The organism is Arthrobacter sp. BPSS-3 (assembly GCF_044628475.1).
Classification (GTDB): Bacteria; Actinomycetota; Actinomycetes; order Actinomycetales; family Micrococcaceae; genus Arthrobacter.
Map to the genome: position 1 here is coordinate 13,405 of NZ_JBIMMV010000004.1, position 23,274 is coordinate 36,678.

The 23,274-nt window shown below is 70.2% G+C and carries 23 protein-coding genes; 14 read left to right on the forward strand and 9 right to left on the reverse strand.

Annotation, left to right across the window (positions count from 1 at the left end):
• The first annotated feature begins 85 nt into the window (after nt 1-85).
• From ACFVY3_RS07595 to ACFVY3_RS07610, 4 genes are read left to right on the forward strand one after another with little or no spacing between them, the layout of a single operon-like run.
• Complete coding sequence (locus tag ACFVY3_RS07595; protein ID WP_400159295.1) at nt 86-1,081, forward strand: aldose 1-epimerase family protein; 996 nt, start codon at nt 86-88, stop codon at nt 1,079-1,081.
• Between the two features lie 38 nt (nt 1,082-1,119).
• Entirely contained in the window at nt 1,120-2,487 is a 1,368-nt protein-coding gene (locus ACFVY3_RS07600; protein ID WP_400159296.1) for an AI-2E family transporter, read from the forward strand.
• A 3-nt stretch (nt 2,488-2,490) separates the two neighbouring features.
• Nucleotides 2,491-3,729, forward strand: coding sequence for a threonine ammonia-lyase (gene ilvA / locus ACFVY3_RS07605; RefSeq protein WP_290258559.1), 1,239 nt, complete (start codon nt 2,491-2,493; stop codon nt 3,727-3,729).
• A gap of 7 nt (nt 3,730-3,736) precedes the next feature.
• On the forward strand, nt 3,737-4,351 hold the full coding sequence (locus ACFVY3_RS07610) for a rhomboid family intramembrane serine protease (RefSeq protein WP_400159487.1): 615 nt from the start codon (nt 3,737-3,739) through the stop codon (nt 4,349-4,351).
• Nucleotides 4,352-4,420: 69 nt separating this feature from the next.
• On the opposite strand, the gene greA is transcribed toward ACFVY3_RS07610, so the two are convergent.
• Nucleotides 4,421-4,915: a transcription elongation factor GreA gene (gene greA / locus ACFVY3_RS07615; RefSeq protein WP_400159297.1), complete on the reverse strand. Its 495-nt coding sequence runs from the start codon at nt 4,913-4,915 to the stop codon at nt 4,421-4,423.
• A gap of 225 nt (nt 4,916-5,140) precedes the next feature.
• Complete coding sequence (locus ACFVY3_RS07620) at nt 5,141-5,644, reverse strand: DUF4307 domain-containing protein (protein ID WP_400159298.1); 504 nt, start codon at nt 5,642-5,644, stop codon at nt 5,141-5,143.
• Between the two features lie 80 nt (nt 5,645-5,724).
• Here ACFVY3_RS07620 and mca point away from each other — a divergent pair, with 80 nt between their 5' ends.
• The 4 genes from mca to ACFVY3_RS07640 all read left to right on the forward strand — a co-directional run bounded on the left by mca (nt 5,725) and on the right by ACFVY3_RS07640 (nt 9,936).
• A complete protein-coding gene (gene mca / locus ACFVY3_RS07625; protein ID WP_290258555.1) occupies nt 5,725-6,630 on the forward strand; it encodes a mycothiol conjugate amidase Mca in 906 nt (301 codons plus the stop codon).
• 78 nt (nt 6,631-6,708) lie between these two features.
• Entirely contained in the window at nt 6,709-7,065 is a 357-nt protein-coding gene (locus tag ACFVY3_RS07630; RefSeq protein ID WP_400159299.1) for a hypothetical protein, read from the forward strand.
• 25 nt (nt 7,066-7,090) lie between these two features.
• Nucleotides 7,091-9,265: a thioredoxin domain-containing protein gene (locus ACFVY3_RS07635; RefSeq protein ID WP_400159300.1), complete on the forward strand. Its 2,175-nt coding sequence runs from the start codon at nt 7,091-7,093 to the stop codon at nt 9,263-9,265.
• Nucleotides 9,262-9,936 (forward strand): HAD family hydrolase, encoded by a 675-nt coding sequence (locus tag ACFVY3_RS07640; RefSeq protein ID WP_400159301.1) that lies wholly within the window; start codon nt 9,262-9,264, stop codon nt 9,934-9,936. The genes ACFVY3_RS07635 and ACFVY3_RS07640 overlap by 4 nt, the downstream gene beginning before the upstream one ends.
• A gap of 167 nt (nt 9,937-10,103) precedes the next feature.
• On the opposite strand, the gene ACFVY3_RS07645 is transcribed toward ACFVY3_RS07640, so the two are convergent.
• Entirely contained in the window at nt 10,104-10,745 is a 642-nt protein-coding gene (locus tag ACFVY3_RS07645) for a hemolysin III family protein (protein WP_364137299.1), read from the reverse strand.
• A 287-nt stretch (nt 10,746-11,032) separates the two neighbouring features.
• Between ACFVY3_RS07645 and ACFVY3_RS07650 the strand changes: the two genes are divergently transcribed.
• Together ACFVY3_RS07650 and ACFVY3_RS07655 are read left to right on the forward strand one after the other, a co-directional pair.
• Nucleotides 11,033-11,794 (forward strand): isoprenyl transferase, encoded by a 762-nt coding sequence (locus ACFVY3_RS07650; protein ID WP_377972436.1) that lies wholly within the window; start codon nt 11,033-11,035, stop codon nt 11,792-11,794.
• A gap of 235 nt (nt 11,795-12,029) precedes the next feature.
• The gene (locus ACFVY3_RS07655) at nt 12,030-13,430 is read left to right on the forward strand and encodes a PhoH family protein (RefSeq protein ID WP_400159302.1); all 1,401 of its coding nucleotides are present in this window, start codon (nt 12,030-12,032) and stop codon (nt 13,428-13,430) included.
• 509 nt (nt 13,431-13,939) lie between these two features.
• On the opposite strand, the gene ACFVY3_RS07660 is transcribed toward ACFVY3_RS07655, so the two are convergent.
• Complete coding sequence (locus ACFVY3_RS07660) at nt 13,940-14,587, reverse strand: GNAT family N-acetyltransferase (RefSeq protein ID WP_400159303.1); 648 nt, start codon at nt 14,585-14,587, stop codon at nt 13,940-13,942.
• A gap of 94 nt (nt 14,588-14,681) precedes the next feature.
• On the opposite strand from ACFVY3_RS07660, the gene ACFVY3_RS07665 reads away from it, so the two are divergent.
• On the forward strand, nt 14,682-15,227 hold the full coding sequence (locus ACFVY3_RS07665) for a prepilin peptidase (RefSeq protein WP_400159304.1): 546 nt from the start codon (nt 14,682-14,684) through the stop codon (nt 15,225-15,227).
• Nucleotides 15,228-15,237: 10 nt separating this feature from the next.
• Nucleotides 15,238-15,708: an NUDIX domain-containing protein gene (locus ACFVY3_RS07670; protein WP_290258547.1), complete on the forward strand. Its 471-nt coding sequence runs from the start codon at nt 15,238-15,240 to the stop codon at nt 15,706-15,708.
• A 126-nt stretch (nt 15,709-15,834) separates the two neighbouring features.
• Here ACFVY3_RS07670 and ACFVY3_RS07675 read toward each other — a convergent pair whose 3' ends face one another.
• The 3 genes from ACFVY3_RS07675 to ACFVY3_RS07685 all read right to left on the reverse strand — a co-directional run bounded on the left by ACFVY3_RS07675 (nt 15,835) and on the right by ACFVY3_RS07685 (nt 18,639).
• Entirely contained in the window at nt 15,835-17,271 is a 1,437-nt protein-coding gene (locus ACFVY3_RS07675) for a class II fumarate hydratase (RefSeq protein WP_290258546.1), read from the reverse strand.
• A gap of 83 nt (nt 17,272-17,354) precedes the next feature.
• Nucleotides 17,355-17,969: a carbonic anhydrase gene (locus tag ACFVY3_RS07680; RefSeq protein WP_290258545.1), complete on the reverse strand. Its 615-nt coding sequence runs from the start codon at nt 17,967-17,969 to the stop codon at nt 17,355-17,357.
• 10 nt (nt 17,970-17,979) lie between these two features.
• Nucleotides 17,980-18,639, reverse strand: a complete 660-nt coding sequence (locus ACFVY3_RS07685) for a DUF4245 domain-containing protein (RefSeq protein ID WP_364136843.1) — start codon at nt 18,637-18,639, stop codon at nt 17,980-17,982.
• 228 nt (nt 18,640-18,867) lie between these two features.
• On the opposite strand from ACFVY3_RS07685, the gene glpX reads away from it, so the two are divergent.
• The gene (glpX, locus tag ACFVY3_RS07690; RefSeq protein WP_290258543.1) at nt 18,868-19,905 is read left to right on the forward strand and encodes a class II fructose-bisphosphatase; all 1,038 of its coding nucleotides are present in this window, start codon (nt 18,868-18,870) and stop codon (nt 19,903-19,905) included.
• 79 nt (nt 19,906-19,984) lie between these two features.
• Nucleotides 19,985-20,953 (forward strand): UDP-glucose 4-epimerase GalE, encoded by a 969-nt coding sequence (gene galE, locus ACFVY3_RS07695; protein ID WP_400159305.1) that lies wholly within the window; start codon nt 19,985-19,987, stop codon nt 20,951-20,953.
• 100 nt (nt 20,954-21,053) lie between these two features.
• Here galE and ACFVY3_RS07700 read toward each other — a convergent pair whose 3' ends face one another.
• Both ACFVY3_RS07700 and manA read right to left on the reverse strand, forming a co-directional pair.
• Nucleotides 21,054-22,013: a lipid II:glycine glycyltransferase FemX gene (locus ACFVY3_RS07700; RefSeq protein WP_400159306.1), complete on the reverse strand. Its 960-nt coding sequence runs from the start codon at nt 22,011-22,013 to the stop codon at nt 21,054-21,056.
• A 2-nt stretch (nt 22,014-22,015) separates the two neighbouring features.
• Nucleotides 22,016-23,269, reverse strand: a complete 1,254-nt coding sequence (gene manA, locus ACFVY3_RS07705) for a mannose-6-phosphate isomerase, class I (RefSeq protein ID WP_290258539.1) — start codon at nt 23,267-23,269, stop codon at nt 22,016-22,018.
• Between the last annotated feature and the right edge of the window lie 5 nt (nt 23,270-23,274).

The following is a 23,274-nucleotide window of genomic DNA, read 5'->3' on the forward strand; positions in this document are numbered from 1 at the left end:
GGGCCCGTTTCGTCTATCAGGGCTCTATCGCAGCACGTGTAAGGCGCGCTAGGAGGGGAGCCCGCGGGTTGGGTACGGTGGTGCCATGGAACCGACCGCCACCGCTCCCGCCGATACCTCCTCAGCCGCTGACTCCGCCGCAACCGGCCCCGCAGCCGCCGACTCCGAGGCCCGCCGCTACGCCACCGGCCGGCAGTATGAACTGCGGCGCGGCGATGCGCTTGCCGTCATCACGGAACTCGCCGGCGGCGTGCGGCTCTACAGCCGCGCGGGCGTGGCACTGACCGAGACCTACGCCGACGACGAGATCGCCCCGGGCGCCGCCGGCATCATGCTCGCCCCGTGGGCCAACCGGATCGAGGACGGGATCTGGTACCTCGACGGCAAGAAACTCCAGCTGGACATCACCGAGGTCAGCTACAACAACGCCAGCCACGGCCTGCTCCGGAACGCCGGCTACGCCCTGGTGGATGAGGATGAATTCTCCGTCACGCTCGAAGCCGCGGTCTTCCCGCAGCACGGCTACCCGTTCCTGCTCCGGCACCGGGTCCGGTACTCCCTCGGCGAGGACCTGGGACTGACCGTCCGGCAGACCCTCATCAACGACGGCCGCGACTCCGCCCCGTTCGTGCTGGGCGCCCACCCCTATCTGCGGATCGGCGACGTGCCCACCGAGGACCTCACCGTCACCGTCTCCGGCGGCACCCGCTTGGTCACCGACGAACGCCAGATCCCGCGCGACACCGAGCCCGTGGCCGGCGACTACGACCTTCGCTCCGGACGCCGCGCCGGAGACCTGGACCTGGACAGCGCTTACACGGACCTGGAGTTCGACGGCGGCGAGGCCGGCAGCACGCTGCACGCCCCCGACGGGCGCAGCGTCACCCTCTGGCAGGACGAGCACTGCCGCTACGTCCACGTCTTCGTCACCGACCGGCTGCCCGGGCTGAACCGGGCCGTGGCCCTGGAACCGATGACCGGCCCGGCAAACGCGTTCAACAGCGGCGACGGGCTGCGCTGGCTCGCCGCCGGCGAGGAGTTCTCCATGACCTGGGGGATCCGCGCCACGCTGGGCGGCTAGCGTTTCCTTTCCTAGGCAAGCTAGGGAATTATGGGGTAATGACGCCAGCTGATGACGCCCGCCCCACCCTCCCGACCGACACCACCGGTCCCGACGACCGGCCCGGAATCACCGTCCCGGGCTACGCAGATCCTGCACTGTCCGCCGCGCCGGCGGGAGTGCCGGTCACGACGGGAACCCCGGGGGAGGGGACCGCCCCGTCCGGAACCGGGCCCCGCGTGCGCACCGACCGCGAACTGGACGAGGACATCCCCTACGGCATCCGGATCGCCGCGTCCTGGGCCTGGCGGGTCGGCCTGATCCTGCTGGTCTCCGGCGCGATGATCTGGCTGCTGAGCAAGATCAGCTTCCTCATCATCCCGATCATGGTCGCCGCCCTGCTCGCCGGCCTGCTCAGCCCGGTCACCCGGTGGCTCCGGCGGCGCAAGGTGCCCAACGGCCTCGCCGTCGCCATCACCCTCCTTGGCTTCATCGGCGTGATCGCCGGAGCGCTCGCCCTGGTCGGCCGCCAGCTGACCTCCGGCTTCGGCGAGCTGTGGGGCCAGGCCCTCACCGGCGTCCAGCAGGTCCAGACCTGGCTCTCCGAGGGCCCGCTGCACCTGACCGCCGCCCAGATCGACACCTACATCGAGGAAGCCACCGCCGCGCTGCAGAAAAACAGCAGCAGCATCGTCAGCGGCGCCCTGACCTTCGGAAGCACCGCCGGGCACTTCGCCGCAGGGCTGCTCATCGCCCTCTTCGTCACCATCTTCTTCCTGCTCGAAGGCGAGCGGATCTGGCGGTTCCTGGTCCGGCTGATGCCGCGGAAGGCCCGCCCCGCGGTTAACGGCGCCGGCCGGCGCGGCTGGACCTCGATGGTCAGCTACACCCGGATCCAGATGTTCGTCGCCTTCGTCGATGCCCTCGGCATCGGCGTCGGCGCCGCGATTATCGGCGTGCCGCTGGCCCTGCCGCTGGGCGTCCTGGTCTTCATCGGCTCCTTCATCCCAGTCGTCGGCGCGCTGGTCACCGGTGCCATCGCCGTGCTGCTGGCCCTGGTGGCCAACGGCCTGGTCAACGCGCTGATCATGATCGGCATCGTGCTGCTGGTCCAGCAGCTCGAAGGCCACATCCTGCAGCCGCTGGTGATGGGCAAGGCCGTCTCCCTGCACCCCGTGGCCGTCATCCTCTCCGTCGCCGCCGGTTCCTACCTGGCCGGCATCCCCGGCGCGCTGTTCTCGGTCCCGATCCTCGCCGTAGCAAACTCGGCCGTTCGGTACATCGCGGCCAGAACGTGGGAACATGATGGAGAGCTGGCAGCCGCCAACCAACCGGGCGTTTCCGCCCCGGCCGGCGCCGGCAACACCCCGGGCGACGGGCAGGAAAGCCACCCTCGCGCCGACGCAGGAACCCTAAAAGGAGACTAGTTCGTGAATACCCTCGAGACCCTTCCCGTCACATTGGACGATGTCCTGGAGGCGCAGAAGCTGCTCGACGGGATTATTACCCGGACCCCGGTGGAGTCCTCCCGGGCCCTCGGCGGCCTGGTGGGCGGCGAGGTCTACTTCAAGTGCGAGAACCTGCAGCGCGCCGGTTCGTTCAAGGTCCGCGGCGCCTACGTCCGGATGGCCAAGCTCTCCGCGGCCGAGAAGCAGCGGGGCGTCGTGGCGGCCTCGGCCGGCAACCACGCCCAGGGCGTGGCGGTCGCCGCGAAGGCCCTCGGCATCAAGGCCCGGATCTACATGCCGCTGGGCGTCGCGCTGCCCAAGCTCGCCGCCACCCGCAGCCACGGCGCGGAGGTGGTGCTCCACGGCCACAACGTCGACGAGGCACTCGCCGAGGCCAAGCGCTACGCCGACGAGTCGGGCGCCGTGTTCGTTCACCCGTTCGACGACGTCGACGTCGTGGCCGGGCAGGGCACCGTGGGCCTGGAAATCCTCGAACAGATCCCGCACGTGGACACCATCCTGATGGGCGTCGGCGGCGGCGGGCTGCTCGCCGGCGTCGCCGTCGCCGTCAAGGCCCGCGCCAAGGAACTGGGCCGCACCATCCGCATCATCGGCGTGCAAGCCGAAAACGCCGCCGCCTACCCGCCCTCCCTCGCCGCGGACGCCCTGGTGCCGCTGAAACGGGTCTCCACCATGGCGGACGGCATCGCCGTCGGCCGCCCCGGCCAGCTGCCCTTTAGCATCATCCGGGAACTGGTGGACGACGTCGTCACCGTCAGCGAGGACGCCCTGGCCCGGGCCCTGATCTTCCTGCTGGAACGGGCCAAGATGGTCGTCGAACCGGCCGGCGCCGTGGGCGTCGCCGCGCTGATGGAAGGCAAGATCGAGAACCCCGGCACCACCGCCGTCGTGCTCTCCGGCGGCAACATCGACCCGATGCTCATGCTCAAGGTCATCCAGCGCGGCCTCTCCGCCGCCGGCCGCTACATGACCGTGCGGATGATGCTGGACGACCGGCCCGGTTCGCTGGCCACCATCGCCCGGATCATCGCCGAGAACGACGCGAACGTCACCGGCCTGGACCACACCCGGGTGGGCGGATCGATCAGCATGGGCGACGTCTCCATCACGGTCAACCTGGAAACCAAGGGCCACGAGCACGGCGAACAGGTCCTGGCCGCGCTCCGGGCCGAGGGGTTCCAGCCGATCGTGGTGCACTAGGCAGCCGATCGTGCTGCAAGCACCCGAGGGGGAACGGCGCCGGGACGCCACCGCGGCCCGCGCCCGGCAGGGCCTGGCGGTGGTGGGTTCCTTCGTCGCCTTCCTCTACGCGGTGGAGTTCGTCAACACCCTGATGCTGCATTCACTGAACCGGGTGTTCGGGCTCCGGCCACGCACGCCCGAAGGGCTGGTGGATATCCTCACCTTCCCGCTGCTGCACGCCAGCCTGGCCCACCTGTTCTCCAACACCCTGCCGCTGATCATCTTCGGCTTCCTGGTGTTCCTCTCCGGGCTGCGGGTCTTCCTCACTGCGCTGGCCGCCAGCTGGCTCGGCTCCGGGCTGACGGTGTGGCTGATCGGCGGCTACAACATCACGGTGGGCGCGTCCGGGCTGGTATTCGGGCTGTTCGCCTTCCTGCTGGTGCGAGGCTTCCTGAACCGGCACTGGGGGCAGATCCTGCTCTCCGTGGTGCTGTTCCTGGCCTACGGCGGCATCCTCTTCGGGGTGCTCCCCACGGTGGCCGGCTACGTCTCCTGGCAGGCGCACCTCGGCGGTGCCGCCGGCGGGGTGGTGGCGGCGCTGCTGCTGCGCCGGCGTACCCCTTCAGCGCCGGCGCCTTAAACACCGACGCGTTAAACGCCGACGCCGGCCCGTCCCCGGGAGGGGAGGGCCGGCGTCGTCCGTTGCTGGCTAGCCGACGTAGGGCTTCGCGGAGATGATCTCCACGGAGATGTCCTTGCCGTTCGGGGCGGTGTAGCTGAGCTTGTCGCCTTCCTTGTGGCCGACGATGGCCGAGCCCAGCGGGGACTTCTCGCTGAAGACGTCCAGGTCCGAGTCGCCGGCGATCTCGCGGGAGCCCAGCAGGAAGGTTTCCTCGTCGCCAGCGATCTTCGCGACGACGATCATGCCCGGTTCGACGATTCCGTCGTCGGCGGGAGCCTCGCCCACGTGGGCGTCGCGGAGCAGGACGGTCAGCTGGCGGATGCGGGCCTCGATCTTGCCCTGCTCCTCCTTGGCGGCGTGGTATCCACCGTTCTCCTTGAGGTCGCCCTCCTGGCGGGCGGCTTCGATCTTCTGAACGATTTCCGCCCGGCCGGCGCCGGAGAGGTGGTCCAGCTCTGCCTTCAGGCGGTCAAAAGCTTCCTGGGTAAGCCAAGCTGCAGTTGCGCTGTTGGTGGTCGACACGGACTTCTCCTTTGGTGGATAAACAAGCTGGTCAAACAAAACGGGTCAAACGAACTGGTCAAACAAGCAAAGACCCCGCCACGGTGGCCACTTATGGAACTCAGCAACCAGCTCAGCGGGGTTAAGGTATTGATCCATTGTAGTCAATGCTGTGGATAAACCAAAGAACCTGAGCGGCGCAGGTCACACCGTGTTACGCGTTGCGTCACACGCGCGGGGCGGGCGTTACTTGTTGGCGGAGGGCAGCCAGCAGTTGTCGACGACGGCGGAGACCGCCTGAGATTCGGTCCGCAGCGTCACCCGCTGGGCGGTGGTGTGGCCGCCGTCGGTCCCGGCCGAGGCGTCGTTCGGGCCGATGGTGACGACCTTCCAGCCGACCACCGCGAACTTCGAATCAAGGGCCTTCACGGCGCAGGCGGCGGTGCTGTCCGGGTTCTTCGTGACCTGGAAGTCCAGCTGGGCGAGGGTGGCGTCCGGGGTGCTGTAGCCGATGTCCTTGAAGCTGACGGACCCGGTGGCTGCGGAGGTTGCCACCCAGGCGAGGAAGGCCACCGCGACGGCCAGGGCCGCGATCAGGAGGTTGCGCCTGCGCTTGCGTCCGTCGGTGGTCCCGCCGGTGCTTCCGGCCCTGCCGAAGCTGCCGCCCATGGCGCGCTTTTGACCGCCGTAGCGATTGGCTAGGCTGGTGGGTGCCGGCGCGGGTGCTGCAGGCTGCTCCTCGGAAGTCACCAGTCCAGTTTAGTGTGGATCGGTCAGCCCGAAATCACCCGGCTCGAACCACCCAGAGAAGAAAGAGGAGCCGTCCGACGATGACAGCGTCCCCCAGCCCGTCCGCCCCGCTTCGGCTCCTCGCCGTCCACGCCCACCCCGACGACGAATCCAGCAAGGGCGCCGCGACCATGGCCATGTACGCCGCGGCCGGCGTCGACGTCCTGGTGGCCACCTGCACCGATGGCTCCCGCGGCGACATCCAGAACCCGCAGATGGAGTCCGCGCCGCACCCCAAGCGGGACATGGCCGGCGCCCGCCGGCTGGAGATGGCCAACGCGGCCAAGGTGCTGGGCATCCGGCAGCGCTGGTTGGGCTTCGTGGACTCCGGCCTGCCCGAGGGCGACCCGCTGCCGCCGCTGCCGGCCGGATCCTTCGCCACCCTGCCGCTGGAGCGCGCCGCCGCGCCGCTGGTCCGCCTGGTCCGGTCCTTCAAGCCGCACGTGATCCTCAGCTACGACGAGAACGGCGGCTACCCGCACCCGGACCACATCATGGCCCACCGCGTCGCCGTCGAGGCCTTCGAGGCCGCGGGCAGCCCGGACCGCTACCCGGGCACCGGGGAGGCCTGGACCCCCAGCAAGCTCTACTACGACCGTGCCTTCAGCCCGGAACGGTTCAAGGCCCTGCACTACGCCCTGGAGGAGGCCGGCCTGCAGTCGCCGTACGCCGAGCGGATCGCCGCCTGGCTTGAGGCCGACGCCGAGGGCCACACCCCGCCGGCGCCCACCCACGAAACCACCACCCAGATCCAGTGCGGGGACTACTTCGAAGCCCGGGACAACGCCCTGCGCGCGCACCGGACGCAGATCGACCCGGAAGGCTTCTTCTTCGCCGTCTCCCCGGCGATGCAGCGGCAGACCTGGCCGTGGGAGGACTACTCGCTGATCACCTCCCGCGTCCCCGCAGAACTGCCGGAAACGGACTTCTTCGCCGGGCTAAGATAGACCCAGCAGAGACTTCTATACCGCGTAGAAAAGCGGCGTCGGAGGCCTGACCCCCAGCTCCTCACAGAAGGTTTACCCGTGCACTCCTTGTTCATTGCCCTGGCCACCGCCCCGGCGCCTTCCCCGACGCCGTCACTGCGCCCCGGGCTCGACCAGGACCAGGTCAGCCCGGGCCTGCTGGGATTCGTGCTCACCGCCTTCATCGTCATCCTCAGCGCCCTGCTGATCGTGGACATGGTGCGCCGGATCCGGCGGGTCCGCTACCGGGCCCAGGTGGAGGAAGAACGCGCCGCGGCCGAGGGCGGAGCTGACACGGGAGCCGACGTTACTCCCGGCGCCGGCACCCTCGACGGCGGAACCCTCGACGGCGGCAGGGACGGATCCGGACCGGCCCGCCCGGAGGCCAACGGTGACGCGGGACCCGGAAGCCGCTGACACCCCCTCGGCGGGGGAGCAACCGGTGACGGGCAACGCCCTGGCCGGCGAGCCCTCCGCCTACCTGCGCCAGCACGCCGGCAACCCGGTGCACTGGCAACCCTTCGGCGACGCGGCCTTCGCCGCCGCCGCGGACCGGGACGTGCCGGTCTTCCTCTCCATCGGCTACGCGGCCTGCCACTGGTGCCACGTCATGGCCGGGGAGTCCTTCGAGGACCCGGAGACCGCCCGGTACCTGAACGAGCACTTCGTCTCCGTCAAGGTGGACCGGGAGGAACGCCCCGACGTCGACGCCGCCTACATGGCCGCCACCCAGGCGCTCACCGGCGAGGGCGGCTGGCCGATGTCCGTGTTCCTGCTCCCCGACGGCCGGGCCTTCCACGCCGGAACCTACTTCCCGCCCCGGCCCATGCCGGGCCGGCCCTCCTTCCGGCAGGTGCTGGAAGCGGTCCACGAGGCCTGGGCGGAGCGCCGGGAGGCCGTGGAAGCCAACGCCGCGGCACTGGCCCGCGGGCTGGCGGACCTGCACGTCCGCTCGGCCGTGCGCCTGCAGCCCCCCGGCGGCGGCAATGACGCGGCCGGTGCCGGGCCGGGCACCCCGGACCCGGAGGTGCTCGCGGGCGCCGTCCGCGCGCTGGCGGCGGCCGAGGACGCCGGGGGCGGCTTCGGCGCCGCCCCGAAGTTCCCGCCGTCGGCCGTCCTGGAATTCCTGATCAGGCACGCCGCGGTCCCATCCGCGACCGCAGGCACCGCCCGCGGGATTGCCGGCCGCACCCTCGCGGCCATGGCCCGCTCCGCACTCTACGACCAGCTCGAGGGCGGGTTCGCCCGGTATTCGGTCACCCGGGACTGGTCCCTCCCGCACTTCGAGAAGATGCTCTACGACAATGCCCTGCTGCTGCGCGCCTGCGCGCACTGGGTCCGGCTGGGCGGCTCCGACGAGTATCCCGCGGCGGAGGCCGCCGAGGCCGCCGCCGGGACGGCGGACTGGATGCTGGCGGCCCTGGGCCTGACCGGCTCCGACGGCGGACTGGCGGCCCTCGCCTCGTCCCTGGACGCGGACACGGTGGTGGACGGCGTCCATCACGAGGGCGGAACATACCTCTGGACCGCGGCGGAACTCGCCGACGTCCTGGGCCGGGAGGACGGCGCCGCCGTCGCCCGGCTCATGCACGTCGGCCCGTCCGAGGCTCCGCTGCACCCCGGCGGGGCCGCCGGCGCCGGCCTCGCCGGGGAGGACCGCCGGCTCTGGCAGCGGGTGCGCCCGGCGCTGCGTGCTGCACGTTCGGCGCGGCCGCAACCGGCCCGGGACGAGAAGGTGGTGGCCGGCTGGAACGGCTTGGCCCTCGGCGCCCTGACCGACGCCGCCGCCGTGCTGGACGGAACCGAACTGGGAACCGAACTGAATAGGGCGGAATTCCTGGCGGCCGCCGAGCGGATCGCGGAGTATCTGGAACGGGTGCACTGGACGCCGGGGACGGACGGCGAGCCGGGGTTGCTGGTCCGGGTCTCTCACGACGGGCGGGCCCGCGGCATTGGCGGCCTGCTGGAGGACTACACATTCTGCAGCGAGGGCCTCTTCGCGCTCTACGCCGCAACGGGACAGACCCGCTGGTACGCCCTGGCCGAGGGGATCCTCTTGGCCGCCTGCGAACGCTTTGCCGCCGGCGGAACCCTGCGCGATGCCGCCGGGGAATCCGCCCAGGTGGGCAACGCCCAGGGTGGCGGCGCCGGGGCTGATCCGTTCGACGACGCCACCCCCAGCGGCGCGGCGGCCTTCGCCGGTGCGCTGCTCAGCTACGCCGCCCTCACCGGCTCCACCGGGCACCGCAGCCTCGCCGAACAGATCCTGGCCCTCCTGCCCCCGCTGGCCCGGCAGGCGCCCCGGGCCGCCGGCGGCCTGCTCGCCGCCGCCCAGGCCGCCGTCGCCGGTCCCGTGGAAGCCGCGGTCGCCGGTCCGCCGTCGGCCGCCCGCTCCGCGCTCCACCGCGAACTGCTCCGCTCGCCCAGCCCCGGCCTGGTCATCGCCGTCCAGGATGCCGAGCCGGGACCTGGCACCGCGCCGGGCCCGGTCCCGCTGCTGCACGGCCGCGAGACCACGGGGGACCCGGTGGTGTACCTTTGCCGCGCCATGGTCTGCCACGCCCCGGCGGTGTCCGCCGCCCAGGTGCGGGAGCAACTGGCTAGCATGGCGGGATGACCCCAACCCCCGCTCAGCCAGGTTCCTTCGAGCTCGTCGTCTTCGACTGCGACGGCGTCCTGGTGGACTCCGAGGTAATCTCCGTCCACGTCGACCAGCGGGTCCTGGCGGACCTCGGCTGGGAACTGGAGCGGGAGGAAATCGTCGCCCGCTTCGTCGGCAAGAGCGAGGCCAACTTCGTCTCAAGCATCGAGAACCACCTCGGCATCGAACTGGCCGAGGGCTGGGACAGCGTCTACCAGCACTGGTACCGCGAGGCCTTCGAACGGGACCTCACCGCGGTGGACGGTGTCGAGGAGGCCCTGGAACGGCTGGAGTTGCCGCACTGCGTGGCCTCCAGCGGCAGCCACGAGAAGATGCGGCGGACCCTGGGCCAGACCGGGCTGCTGCCCCGCTTCGCCGGCCGCATCTTCAGCGCCACCGAGGTCCGCAACGGCAAGCCGGCCCCGGACCTGTTCCTCCACGCGGCGAAGACCCTCGGTGTGGACCCGGCCCGCTGCGCCGTGGTCGAGGACAGTGCCTACGGGGTCCAGGCCGCCCGGGCCGCCGGCATGCACGCGTTCGCCTACGCCGGGGGAGTGACCCCCGCCGAGCGGCTGGCCGGGCCCGGAACCACCGTGTTCGAGGACATGCGCCTGCTGCCGGAACTGATCGCCGCCGGCCGCCCCTGACAGGGGTTTGTCTATCTTGGGCTAGCCGCGGGCACGGTCCCGCGGCCCGTGGTTGCGGCGCGGAAATTCCCCACGTACGACGGCGGTGACCGGCGCGCCCGGGCCGCGGACCCGTCGTCGTGCTCCACACATGGGGAGATCAGGCGGCCGGGCCAGGCTAGACCCGGTCAGCCCAGGACGGCCATCGCGATGGCGATGTAGTGCGCCGCGAAGGCGAAGACCGTGAAGGCGTGGAACAGCTCGTGGAAGCCGAAGTGGCTGTAGCTGAAGTTGGGCTTTTTGAGGGCGTAGAACACCGCGCCGGTGATGTACAGGGCCCCGCCCACGCAGATCAGGACCGCGGCGGGGATGCTGGCGGCGAAGAAGTCGGGCAGGTAGAACAGGGCCGCGCAGCCCAGGGCGATGTAGATCGGCACGTAGAGCCAGCGCGGCGCGTGCGTCCAGAGCAGCCGGAACAGCACGCCCAGCACCGCTCCGGTCCAGATCAGCCAGAGCAGGAACACCGCCTTGGGCCGGTCCAGGAGGGCCCATGCCAGCGGGGTGTAGCTGCCGGCAATCACCAGCATGATGTTGGTGTGGTCGAGACGCTTCAGCACGATCTTCACGCCCGGGGACCAGTTGCCGCGGTGGTAGACCGCGCTCACGCCGAACAGCAGCACCCCGGTGAAGGCGTAGACGGCGGAGGCGATCTTCAGTTCGGTGGTGGGGGCCAGCAGCACCAGCACCAGGCCGGCGGCAAACGCCAGCGGGGCGGTGACGGTGTGGATCCAGCCGCGCCACTTGGGCTTGATCATGAGCAGCTCGGCGATCCGGACGGCCGCCTCGTCGACGGCGCCGCCCTTGCCCCGCGGGGCACCGGCTTCGGGTGCCGGCCCCGCGGCATCGACGGCGCGGTCGCCGTGCGGAGACAGGCTTGGTCCGGGTTCCGCTGAGTTGCGTTCCATACGGCAATAATATTCGACGCGCGGATAAGTTACCGACGGGTAGCAAGCGGGCGGGGGTAAATCGCCCGGTCCGGGTGCGCGGCCCGGCCCGCGCGGCGGGTAGCCTAGGAATGCACTCCCGTCAGACCCAAGGAAGCCAGGTGAATCCCCGGATGGAACTGCCCGGATTCCTCTATGGCTTCTACGAGCGCAGCCTGCAGCGTTCGCTGGACCCGGAACGGATCCCCCGGCACATCGGCGTGATGGTCGACGGAAACCGCCGCTGGGCCCGGCAGTTCAACGCCCCCACCAGCCAGGGCCACCAGGCCGGCGCGGACAAGATCCACGAATTCCTCGGCTGGTGCCAGGAGCTCGGGGTCAAGGTGGTCACGCTCTACATGCTCTCCACGGACAACATGAACCGCTCCGGCGAAGAGCTCGAGCTGCTGATGGGCATCATCGCCAACACCCTGGACCGCCTGGACGAGGACGAGGACGTCTCGGTCCACGCCATGGGCGCCCCCGAACTGCTGCCGGACTACCTGGCCGAGCGGCTGAACAAACTCACCGCCCGCACCCCGGCGCACGAGAAGATCCACGTCAACGTCGCCGTCGGCTACGGCGGCCGGCGCGAAATTGTCGACGCCGTCCGCGAACTGCTGCACGACGCCGTCGCGCGCGGCGCCGACATCGGCAAGCTCGCCGATGAGCTCACCGTTGACGACATCTCCCGCTTCCTCTACACCCGGGGCCAGCCCGACCCTGACCTGGTCATCCGCACCTCCGGCGAGCAGCGGCTCTCCGGGTTCCTGATGTGGCAGAGCGCCTACAGCGAGTTCTACTTCTGCGAGGCCCTCTGGCCCGCCTTCCGCAAGGTCGACTTCCTGCGCGCCCTGCGCGACTACGCCGGCCGGCAGCGCCGCTTCGGGGCCTGAACGGTTCACCCGTCCGTCACCTGATGTCCGCAAGAATCGCCGAAAAATAGTCCGGCAATCGACGCGCGGTGGACGTACGTTAATCCCATCAGCGGGCAAACCGCCGGCTGATCGGGGAGGCCAGTACATGGAGCGGACGTCCGCACCGGGTGTATGGGAGGCCGCGTCCGGCCTCAGGGCCGAACCGCCTCACCACTAACCTTTCCGGGCCTGGGGGCCCGGGGCTGGAGTCGATGTGGCTATTTCCGAAGCACTGCCCACCGTCAGTTCCACCGAGGGCACGCAAGCTACCTCTCGCACCACGCGAGCCAAATCCACCGCCGGTGCGGCCGCCCCGCAGGGGGATACCACCCGCAGCTACGTCATCGACACCTCCGTCCTGCTCTCGGACCCGCGGGCGTTGCTGCGCTTCGCCGAACACGAGGTGATCGTGCCCATCGTGGTGATCACGGAACTGGAAAGCAAGCGGCACGACCCGGAACTGGGCTACTTCGCCCGCAAGGCCCTCCGCCTCCTCGACGACCTGAGGGTGGAGCACGGCGGCCTGGACCGCCCCGTTCCGCTGGGGGCCGACGGCGGCACCCTGATGGTGGAAATGAACCACATCTCAGCCGAGGTGCTCCCGGCCGGCTTCCGCGGCGGTGACAACGACAGCCGGATCCTGGCCGTCGCCAAGAACCTCTCCAACGAGGGCCGGGACGTCACCGTGGTGTCCAAGGACCTGCCGATGCGCGTCAAGGCCTCCGCCATGGGCCTGCTGGCCGACGAGTACCGCAACGAACTCGTCAAGGACTCCGGCTGGACCGGCCTGGCCGAGATCGACGCCGCCGAGGAGGACGTGGCCACCCTCTACGGCCACGAACCGGCCTTCATCCCCGCCGCCGGCGAACTGCCCGTCAACACCGGCCTGGTGCTGCTCTCCAGCCGCGGTTCGGCCCTGGGCCGGGTTGGCTCCGACAAGCAGGTCCGGCTGGTCAAGGGCGACCGGGACGTCTTCGGCCTGCACGGCCGCTCCGCCGAGCAGCGCCTCGCAATCGACCTGCTGCTGGACCCCTCCGTCGGGATCGTCTCCCTCGGCGGCCGCGCCGGCACCGGCAAGTCCGCCCTCGCCCTCTGCGCCGGCCTCGAGGCGGTCCTGGAGCGCCGGGAACACCGCAAAGTCATCGTCTTCCGCCCGCTCTACGCCGTCGGCGGCCAGGAACTGGGCTACCTGCCCGGATCAGAGGCGGAGAAAATGAACCCGTGGGCGCAGGCGGTCTTCGACACCCTCGGCGCGCTGGTCAGCCAGGAGGTGGTCGAAGAGGTGATGGACCGCGGCATGCTCGAGGTCATGCCGCTGACCCACATCCGCGGCCGCTCCCTGCACGACGCCTTCGTGATCGTCGACGAGGCACAGTCCCTGGAGAAGAACGTCCTGCTCACGGTCATGAGCCGGATCGGCCAGAACTCCAAGATCGTCCTCACCCACGACGTCGCCCAGCGCGACAACCTCCGCGTCGGCCGGCACGACGGCGTCGCCGCCGTCGTCGAAACCCTCAAGGGCCACCCGCTCTTCGGCCACATCACCCTCACCCGCTCCGAGCGCTCCCCGATCGCCGCCCTCGTAACGGACCTGCTCGAGGGGGCTGAAATCTAGTTTCAGGAGTTCCCCCGTCGCCTTTCGCGGGCGCCCGAGGCCCGGTTCGCCGGGCCGCGGCCCCTTCGCCGTCGCTTAGACACAACGACGGCGACCCGCTGCGGTCGCTGGGCGACCTTCGGGGCCGCCGCCGTCGCGATGCGCGACTACGCGAAGAGCCCGCAGCGCGGCTTGTGCGTGCGTCGCCCTAGCATCAGCGGGATGCCGGGAAGCCGGGATGCGTGCGTCAGTCGCCCACGCGTCGGCGGGACGCTCGAATACGTGGGTCGCGCACCCGTCCTTTCGCTACCCTTTCGAGCTTGTGCGTCCACCACCCGCGCGGGGCTGCGGTGGCCCGCTAAGGAGCGCATCGCCGACCAGAGCGGAGCGAAGGTCGCCCAGCGACCGCAGCGCAGCGACGGGAGGTGTCTAAGCGACGGCGGGGCGCCGCCGCCCCGCACCCGACGTGCCTGCACAAGCCAGCCGCTAGACGCCCGCCAAAGCCAGCCACGGCGGACGGGGACGGCAAGCTAGGAGATGCCGAGGAACCGTGCGGTGGGTTCGTGGCCGTGGACTGTGAGGGTCCAGTCGGGGCGCTTGAAGGTGGCGGGCGTGAGACGGACGCGCTGGGAGTCCTGGAAGTCGCCGCCCCAGTTGACCCGGACGGTGCCGTTCAGTTCGTAGCCGAGCGAGCGAGAGACGCCCAGGGACTGCTGGTTCCAGGCGGCCGCCTCGGACTCGGCCACCTCGGCGCCCAGCCAGTCGAAGGCGTAGAGCGCGACCGCGGCGCGCATCTCCTTGCCGAAGCCCTGGCCGTGAACGCTGCGCTTCAGCCAGGAGCCCGTGCCGACGGTCTTCAGCGTCGCGAAGTCCTTGCCCTCGACATCCTGGCAGCCGATAAATTCGCCGTCGTGCCAGATGCCCAGCAGCAGCGTCCATTCCTCCGGACGCATCCCTGCCCGGCAGCGCCAGTACCACTTCGCCATGTTCGGGCCCAGTTCCTCGGCGGGCTTCTCGGCCCATGGCGAGCTGAACGGGTTCCGCCCCGGCTCGTGCACGCCGGAGAGGGCCGCGTCGATGGCGGCCGGGATGTCTCCGTCCTGGATGGGGCGCAGGGTCAGCCGCGGGGTGTGGAGGCTCAGGGCGAAGGGCGGCCAGAAGGCGGCGGAATCGGTCATCGGGGAAGCCTACCCATGCCGGCGGAGTCACACCAGTCACACCGGTGCACCGCGTCCGCAGCTTCCGCCGGGCCGCATCGAGTAGCATCCGAGGGTGATCCAACGACTGGGCGAGCTGGGAGCGGCGACGCCGGCCTTCTGGCTGGCGGCCCTGGCCTGCCTGTACTTCCTGGTCCTGGCGGTGCGGCTGACCGTGATCGACGTCCGCCACCACTTGCTGCCCAACCGGATCGTTTTCCCCGCCTACCCGGTGGCCGGGGTGCTGCTGCTGGGCGCGGCGCTGCTGGCGGCGATGAACGGACACGACGGCGGGACCTCCGCCGCCCTGTTCGGGGTCCCCGGCCTGCGGGTCTTGGCCGGCGCGGCCGCGCTGTGGCTGTTCTACTTCCTGCTGCGCGCCGTGTACCCGGCCGGGATGGGCTTCGGGGACGTGAAACTGGCCGGGGTGCTCGGCCTGTACCTGGGCTTCCTGGGCTGGGGGCACCTGTTCGCCGCCACCTTCGCGGCCTTCCTCTTCGGCGGGCTCTGGGGCGTGGCCCTGCTGGCCTCCCGGCGCGGGACCCTGAGGTCGGACATCCCTTTCGGGCCCTTCATGCTGGCCGGCGCCGCGGCCGCCATGCTGCTGTTGCCCGCAGGATAGGCTGGCAGGCATGGCCACCCCCGACTTCATCCTGACCCTGCGCGAAAAAGTCGGCCACGACATGCTCTGGATTCCCGGCGCCCGCGCGGTGGTGTTCGACGACGCCGGCCGGGTGTTGCTGGGCCAGCGCGCGGACAACGGCCGCTGGGGCCTGATCACCGGCATCCTGGAACCGGGCGAGGAACCGGCGCCCGGGATGCTCCGCGAGGTGTTGGAGGAAACGGGCGTCGTGGCCGAGGCCGAGCGGCTGGTCTCGGTGGACACCGTGGGCCCCACGGTCTACCCGAACGGGGACAGTTGCCACTTTCTGACCCTGGTGTTCCGCTGCCGTTACGTCTCCGGGGAGGCCCGGGTCAACGACGACGAATCCCTCGCCGTGGGCTGGTTCCACGCGGAAGACTTCCCGGAGCTGCTGCCGGGACACCTGAAGGACATCGAGCGGGCCCGTGAGGCCGACGGCGCCGCTTATTTCCGCCGATAGTCCACGTCCGCCGGTAGGTCCGGGCACTCCAGACACCGCACACGACGGCGGCCGGCACCTTCGCGGGAAGGTGCCGGCCGCCGTCGTCGTTCTACCCCTGCGGGGCCCTCTTGCTGGCCCTGGGCCCTAAGCTTTGTGCGGCGGACGGGTCATGGACATGACGTCCAGGGCGGTGTCCAGCTGCTCCTCGGTCAGTTCGCCGCGCTCCAGGAAGCCCATGGCCACCACGGTCTCGCGGATGGTCAGGCCCTCGGCGACGGCCTTCTTGGCGATCTTGGCGGCGTTCTCGTAGCCGATGAACTTGTTCAGCGGGGTCACGATCGAGGGGGAGGCCTCGGCCAGGAAGCGGGCACGCTCGACGTTGGCGGTGATGCCGTCGATCATCTTGTCGGCCATGACGCGGCTGGTGTTGGCCAGCAGGCGGACGGACTCGAGCAGGTTGGCGGCCATGACGGGGATGCCGACGTTGAGTTCGAAGGCGCCGTTGGTGCCGGACCAGGCGATGGCGGTGTCGTTGCCGATGACCTGCGCGGCGACCATGATGGAGGCCTCGCAGATGACCGGGTTGACCTTGCCCGGCATGATCGAGGAGCCCGGCTGCAGGTCCGGGATGGCGATCTCGCCGAGGCCGGTGTTGGGGCCGGAACCCATCCAGCGCAGGTCGTTGTTGATCTTCATGAAGGAGATCGCGATATTGCGCAGCTGGCTGGAGGCCTCGATCAGGCCGTCACGGTTGGCCTGGGCCTCAAAGTGGTCACGGGCCTCGGTCAGCGGCAGGCCGGTGTCCGCGGCGAGCAGCTCGATCACGCGCTCCGGGAAGCCGGCGGGGGTGTTGATGCCGGTGCCGACGGCGGTGCCGCCCAGGGGGACCTCGGCGACGCGGGGGAGGGAGGCGTTGATCCGCTCGATGCCGTAGCGGACCTGCGCGGCGTAGCCGCCGAACTCCTGGCCCAGGGTGACGGGGGTGGCGTCCATCAGGTGGGTGCGGCCGGACTTCACGACGTCCTTGAACTCGACCGACTTCCGCTCCAGGGACTCGGCCAGGTAGCCCAGGGCCGGGATCAGGTCGTTGATCAGCGCGGAGGTTGCGGCGACGTGGACGGAGGTGGGGAACACGTCGTTGGAGGACTGCGAGGCGTTGACGTGGTCGTTCGGGTGGACCACCTTGTCGCTGCCGCCGGCCTTCAGCGCACGGGAGGCGAGCTCGGCGATGACCTCGTTGGTGTTCATGTTCGAGGAGGTACCGGAACCGGTCTGGAACACGTCGATCGGGAAGTGGCCGTCGTACTTGCCCGCGGCGACCTCGTCGGCGGCGTCGGCGATCGCCTGGGCCAGCTCGCCGTCGAGCACCCCCAGCTCCGCGTTGGCCTGCGCCGCTGCCTTCTTAACCCGGGCGAGGGCCTCGATGTGGGCGCGCTCCAGGGTCTTGCCGGAGATCGGGAAGTTTTCGACTGCACGCTGCGTCTGCGCACGGTACAGGGCGTTGGCCGGGACGCGGACCTCGCCCATCGTGTCGTGCTCGATGCGGAATTCTTCGTTGGTCAAATCTGCTGTGGAAGTCATGGGGCTAGCTTATTGGGCCGGGGCGCCGCTTCGAAAACCGTGAACCGGCGCCACCGGACCCCATGAGGTGCACGCGGAGGACCCTAGAGCTCGCCGATCCCGGAGACCCGGTCGGCCCGGCCCTCGGCGAGGCGGTAGGTCACGCCCAGCACCGCGGTGCTGCCGTTGGCTACGGCGTCGGAAATGGTGCGCGAGCTGTCCACCAGCCGCTGAGCGATCTGCTTGACGTTCTCCTCGACCATGTCGTTGACCTCGGTGTGGCCGTTGCGCAGCGAGGTCAGGACGGCCGGGGTGATGCGCTCGACCAGGCTGCGGACGAAGCCGCCGGGCATCTCGCCCGATTCGACGGCGTCCTTGGTGGCGATGACGGCGCCGCAGCTGTCGTGGCCCAGGACCACGATCAGCGGCACGCCGAGCACGCCGATGCTGTACTCGAGCGAGCCGAGGACGGCGTCGTCGATCACCTGGCCGGCGGTGCGGACGACGAACGCGTCCCCCAGGCCCAGGTCGAAGATGATCTCGGCGGCGAGCCGGGAGTCGGCGCAGCCGAAGATGACGGCGAACGGGTGCTGGTTCTCCACCAGGGAGGACCGGCGCGAGGCGTCCTGGTTCGGGTGCGAGGATTCACCGGCAACGAAGCGCTGGTTGCCTTCCTGCAGGCGGCGCCAGGCGAGGGCGGGAGTCAGTTGAGTGGTCACCCTGCTTACTTTACGTCGAGGGTGCCGCCGTCGCAGAAACTGTTGCGGCGGGGTTGCTGTCCAGCGCCGCGACCACGGCCGCGCCCAGGGTGGAGAACTCGGCCAGGGTCGCCGGTCCGCTGAGCACCACAGTGGTACCGCGGTAGTTCAGGACCATGCTCTTTTCGCCCTTGCCGGTGTCACGCAGTTCCCAGTCCTTGCCGCCGGCGTTCCGGGTGCCGGTGACCGGGGCGCTCTTGGTCTGGTCCCGCAGCCAGGTGGGGTTGGACTGCCTGGTCTGGACCAGGCCGATGAAGGAATCCTTGGGCGTCAGGTAGCCCACCTCCCAGGTGGCGACGCCGGTGGCGATGCCGGACTCCCACCGGGCGTAGTTGGCCCGGTACCCGTCGCCCGCCTGCGGCGCAACCGGTGTGAATCCTGCCACTCCGGCGGCGTTGGCGGCGATGCCGGCGACGTCGATGCTGGGACGGTAGCCGTCGCTCTTGGGCGCCGGGTTCATCAGCACCACCGGAAGGAACGCCGCGATGCTCAGCACCAGGGCGACGATCATGCCGATCACCGACGCGTTGGCGCGCTTGGCCGCGGCGGCGCGGATGACGGGTTTGACGGGCTGGTCCGCCGGGGCCGGCGTTCGGGGCGCCTCGGACGGCGTTTCCTGCAATTCGTTCACCCTTCTATAGTCGCCCATGGCGCACCGATCTCCCATTCCACGGTGCCCCCTCCGGCGCCCCCGTCCGGACCCTGCCGGGACGCTACCGGGCAGTAGGTTCCGGTAAGGGGCCGTCATCCACTGACCGATGGACGCGGCCGTGACTATGATCGATAAGAGACGAACGACCGTTGCGGCCGCCACCCGGCCGGGCGGGTTCGATGATTGCCACTCGAAGAAGAGGTTCACGTGTCACCTGCGTCCATCACCCAGCAGTACTCCACGCTTTCCCCGTCGCTTGCCGTCGGCATCGACGAGCCTGACCGCAACCTTGCCCTGGAACTGGTCCGCGTCACCGAGGCCGCGGCCATCGCCGGCGGCCACTGGGTGGGCTTCGGCGACAAGAACAAGGCCGACGGCGCCGCCGTCGACGCCATGCGCTCCTTCCTCCAGACCGTCCACTTCAACGGCGTCGTGGTCATCGGTGAGGGCGAAAAGGACGAGGCACCGATGCTGTTCAACGGCGAACGCGTCGGCGACGGCACCGGCCCCGAGGTCGACGTCGCCGTCGACCCCATCGACGGCACCCGGCTGACCGCCCTCGGCATCAACAACGCCCTGGCCGTCCTGGCCGTCGCCGAGCGCGGTTCGATGTTCGACCCCTCCGCCGTCTTCTACATGGAGAAGCTCGTGACCGGCCCCGAGGCCGCCGACATGGTGGACCTGCGCCTGCCGGTCAAGCAGAACCTGCACCTGATCGCCAAGGCCAAGGGCGTCAAGGTCAACCAGCTCAACGTCATGATCCTGGACCGCGACCGGCACCGCCCGCTGGTGGACGAGATCCGCGAGGCCGGCGCGCGTACGAAGTTCATCATGGACGGCGACGTCGCCGGCGCCATCGCCGCGGCCCGCTCCGGCACCGGCGTCGACGCCCTGATGGGCATCGGCGGCACCCCCGAAGGCATCGTCGCGGCCTGTGCGATCAAGTCCCTCGGCGGCGTCATCCAGGGCCGCCTCTGGCCCACCAGCGACGAGGAAAAGCAGAAGGCGATCGACGCCGGCCACGATTTGGACCGGGTGCTCTCCACCAACGACCTCGTCTCCAGCGACAACTGCTACTTCGCCGCCACCGGCATCACCGACGGCGACCTGCTCAAGGGCGTGCGCTACTCCAAGGACAAGGTCCTCACCCAGTCCATCGTGATGCGCTCCAAGTCCGGCACCATCCGCTTCGTCGACGGCGAGCACCAGGCCAGCAAGTGGGAGGGCTACGCCCGCAAGCACTAGCGGCCACCCGCTCCGTCATTTCCTGATCCCGGTACGCGCCCGCGTGCCGGGATCAGCTTTACCCCGATAGGGTGGTGCCATGACTTGGCTTGTAACCGGCGGTGCAGGATATATCGGCTCCCACGTGGTCGCGGCGTTGCGCGCGGCCTCGATCCCTTCCCTGGTGGTGGACTCGCTCTCCAGCGGCCACCGCGAATTCGTCCCGGAGGACGTGCCGTTCGTGCACGCCAGCATCCTGGACACCGAGGTGGTGGCCCGCAGCATGGTGGACCACGGCGTCACCGGCGTCATCCACCTGGCCGGCTTCAAGTACGCCGGCGTCTCGGTGCAGGAACCCCTGCTCACCTACGAACAGAACGTCACCGGCACGGCCAACCTGCTCAAGGCGATGGAACTGGCCGACGTGGACAAGCTGGTGTTCTCCTCCTCGGCCGCCACTTACGGCACGCCGCGGGTGGACATCGTCACGGAAGACACGTCCACCTCGCCCGAGTCCCCGTACGGCGAAAGCAAGTTGATCGGCGAGTGGCTGATCCGGGACCAGGGCGTGGCCCGTGGCCTGAAGCACACCTCGTTGCGCTACTTCAACGTGGTGGGCTCCGGCTCGCCGGAACTCTACGACACGAGCCCGCACAACTTGTTCCCGATCGTTCTCCGGGCGCTGACCTCGGGTAAGACGCCGAAGATCAACGGCACCGACTACAACACCGAGGACGGCACCTGCGTCCGCGACTACGTCCACGTCGCCGACCTCGCCGCCTCGCACGTCGCCGCCGCGCAGGCACTGGCCGCTGGCAAGCCGCTGGAGCGGGTCTACAACCTGGGCTCCGGCGACGGCCTGTCCGTGAAGCAGATCATGACCGCCATGGCCACCGTGACCGGCATCGACTTCGAACCGGAGATCGGCCCGCGCCGCCCCGGCGACCCGGACCGGATCGTGGCGGACGGCACCCGCGCCGCCCGGGACCTGGACTGGAAGATGCGGCACACGGTGGAGGACATGGTGGCCAGCGCCTACGAGGCGCAGAAGCGCGCCGGGGCTAAGTAACGGCGCCCAGCGGCCTGGCGACACGCAAAAACGCCCGCGCCCCGGACATTCCGGGGCGCGGGCGTTTTTGCGTGTCGCACGGCGAAACCCGCCGCGGAGGCTACTTCCGCAGCCTGCGGAGCAGCCCCTTCAGGACCTGGGCGCCCTTCCGGGCCAGCTGGTAGCCGCCGTAGCGCAGCTTGTTCACCGGCAGGTCCCAGGTGCCCGGGTAGGCGACCTCCCGGCCGCCGAAGGACTTCTTGAAGGCGGTGAACCCGGCCCACTTGTGGTCCGGCTGGTCCGCCGGCGCGACGCCCCAGAGGTCCACGTGCTTCAGGCCCTTGTCCTTGGCGTCCGCCATCAGGGTCACCACCAGCGGGATGCCGGCGCTGAGCTTGCGGTGGGTGTCATCCAGCGCCGCGTGGGCGTAGGTGCGGGTGTCCGCCGAGTCGTACGTCAGGGCCGCCGCGATCGGTGATCCCTCCAGCTCGGCGATGAACAGGGTCGCGGCGCCCGAGGGCATCAGCGTCCGCGCCACCTGCGTCAGGTACTCATCGCTCTGCGGCTTGAAGCCGTTGCGGGCCGCCGTCTGGTGCAGGAATCCCAGCAGGACCGAAATCTCGGCGGGGTCCTGGCTGGCCCGGAAGGTCACGCCCTTCTTGTGGATGTTGCGGTAGAGGTTCCGGTTGACCGGCTTCATCCCGGCCAGGACCTCCTTGAAGTCCTGCTCAAGATCCACGATCCAGCTCAGCTCCGGCTGCAGGTTCGCCGGTGCCGGGCGCAGGCCGCGGCTGCGCAGGACCGCGTCGGCCTCCGCGGCGGAGAACCCGGCGCTGACCGGCTCGACCCGGATGAAGACCGCGCCGGACGCCTTGGCGCGGTCCGTCAGCGAGGCCAGTGCGGCTTCGAAGGCGGCCACCGACCCGGCCACCGGGCCGTAGGGGACGTAGAGGAGCTTGCCGGCTGGGTTGCTTTCCTCGATGGCGAGGTAGCTCCAGCCGTCGCCGGACTCCTCGTGGACGGTGCGGCCCAGGTCGCGCTGGACGCGGGCCCAGTCCGGGCCCTGCAGGAAGTGGTCCATGATCAGGCCTTCATTCCGGTGGTCACGGCAAAGACGACGGCCGGTTCGGCGGTGTCCCCGGCCGGGTGGACGTTCACCGGCGCCTCGGCGGCGGGCACGAAGGCGCTGCCGCCGCGGTCCAGCCGGAGGTCGCCCTTGGGCGAATCGAGCATCACGGACCCGGCCACCACGATCAGCACCGCGGCGCCCGATTGGGCCAGCGGAACGGCCTCGCCGCCCGGGGCGAGTTCGATGCGCTGCAGCGCGAATTCCTGGAACGGCGGCCGGTACAGCTCCTGGCCCAGCATGGTCTGCTCGGCGCGCAGCTCCGGGACGCCCACGGCCTCGAAGGCGATGGTCTGCAACAGCTCGGGCACGTCCACGAACTTGGGAGTAAGGCCGCCGCGCAGCACGTTGTCCGAGGAGGCCATCACCTCGATCCCGAGTCCGTGCAGGTAGGCGTGCACGTTGCCGGCGGGCAGGTAGACGGCCTCGCCGGGGGCCAGGGAAATCCGGTTCAGCAGCAGCGAGATCAGCACGCCGGGGTCGCCGGGGTACTCGGCGTTGAGGGTGCCGACGGTGTCGAGGGCGGTGGCGTCCGGTCCCTCCGGGGTGCCGGCGGCCAGCAGCTCGACGACGGCGGCCGTCGCGGCGGCCACGTCGTCGCCCCCGCCGATCAGCCGTTCGAACGCGGCGCGCAGGGCCTGGTCCTCCTCCGGCCGGGCGAGGTCACCGACCAGTTGCGGCAGCAGGGCCGGCACCTCGCGGCCGGCCTGCTCGAAGGCCCGGGCCAGGTCCTCGAACACGGCGCGGGACGCGGCCGCCGGCCTGAAGCCGCAGAGCGCGTCGAACGGGGTGAGCGCGAAGATCATCTCCGGCTTGTGGTTGTCGTCCTTGTAGTTGCGGGTCGCCGCGGACCGGTCCACGCCGGCGGCCTCCTCGCGCGCGAAGCCTGCCCGCGCTTGTTCAAGGGTGGGGTGCACCTGAAGGGAGAGCGGGTGGTCGGCGGCGAGGACCTTCAGCAGGAAGGGCAGCCGCGGGCCGAACGCGGCGATGCTCTCACTGCCCAGGAAGTGGTCCGGGTCGCCGGCGATCAGCGCGTCCAGTGCCAGCGGTCCGCCGTCGTCCGCTCCCGCCGCGGTGGAGGGGGAGTCCGGGTGCGCCCCGATCCACAGCTCGGCTTCCGGGCCGCCGGAGGCCGGGCGGCCCAGCAGGCCGGCGATCGCGGTGGGGGAGCCCCAGGCGTAGGGGCGGAGGACGTTCTCGAGTGCGTACATGGATC

Excerpts from the sequence above, each read along its gene's own strand:
- ACFVY3_RS07660 (WP_400159303.1), bottom strand. The coding sequence starts at position 14,587 with ATGACCGATTCCGCCGCCTTCTGGCCGCCCTTCGCCCTGAGCCTCCAC.
- mca (WP_290258555.1), top strand. The coding sequence starts at position 5,725 with ATGACAGCGTCCCCCAGCCCGTCCGCCCCGCTTCGGCTCCTCGCCGTC.
- ACFVY3_RS07700 (WP_400159306.1), bottom strand. The coding sequence starts at position 22,013 with ATGGACCACTTCCTGCAGGGCCCGGACTGGGCCCGCGTCCAGCGCGAC.
- ACFVY3_RS07670 (WP_290258547.1), top strand. The coding sequence starts at position 15,238 with ATGGCCACCCCCGACTTCATCCTGACCCTGCGCGAAAAAGTCGGCCAC.
- ACFVY3_RS07600 (WP_400159296.1), top strand. The coding sequence starts at position 1,120 with ATGACGCCAGCTGATGACGCCCGCCCCACCCTCCCGACCGACACCACC.
- ACFVY3_RS07595 (WP_400159295.1), top strand. The coding sequence starts at position 86 with ATGGAACCGACCGCCACCGCTCCCGCCGATACCTCCTCAGCCGCTGAC.
- ACFVY3_RS07675 (WP_290258546.1), bottom strand. The coding sequence starts at position 17,271 with ATGACTTCCACAGCAGATTTGACCAACGAAGAATTCCGCATCGAGCAC.
- ACFVY3_RS07650 (WP_377972436.1), top strand. The coding sequence starts at position 11,033 with ATGGAACTGCCCGGATTCCTCTATGGCTTCTACGAGCGCAGCCTGCAG.
- galE (WP_400159305.1), top strand. The coding sequence starts at position 19,985 with ATGACTTGGCTTGTAACCGGCGGTGCAGGATATATCGGCTCCCACGTG.
- ACFVY3_RS07640 (WP_400159301.1), top strand. The coding sequence starts at position 9,262 with ATGACCCCAACCCCCGCTCAGCCAGGTTCCTTCGAGCTCGTCGTCTTC.
- manA (WP_290258539.1), bottom strand. The coding sequence starts at position 23,269 with ATGTACGCACTCGAGAACGTCCTCCGCCCCTACGCCTGGGGCTCCCCC.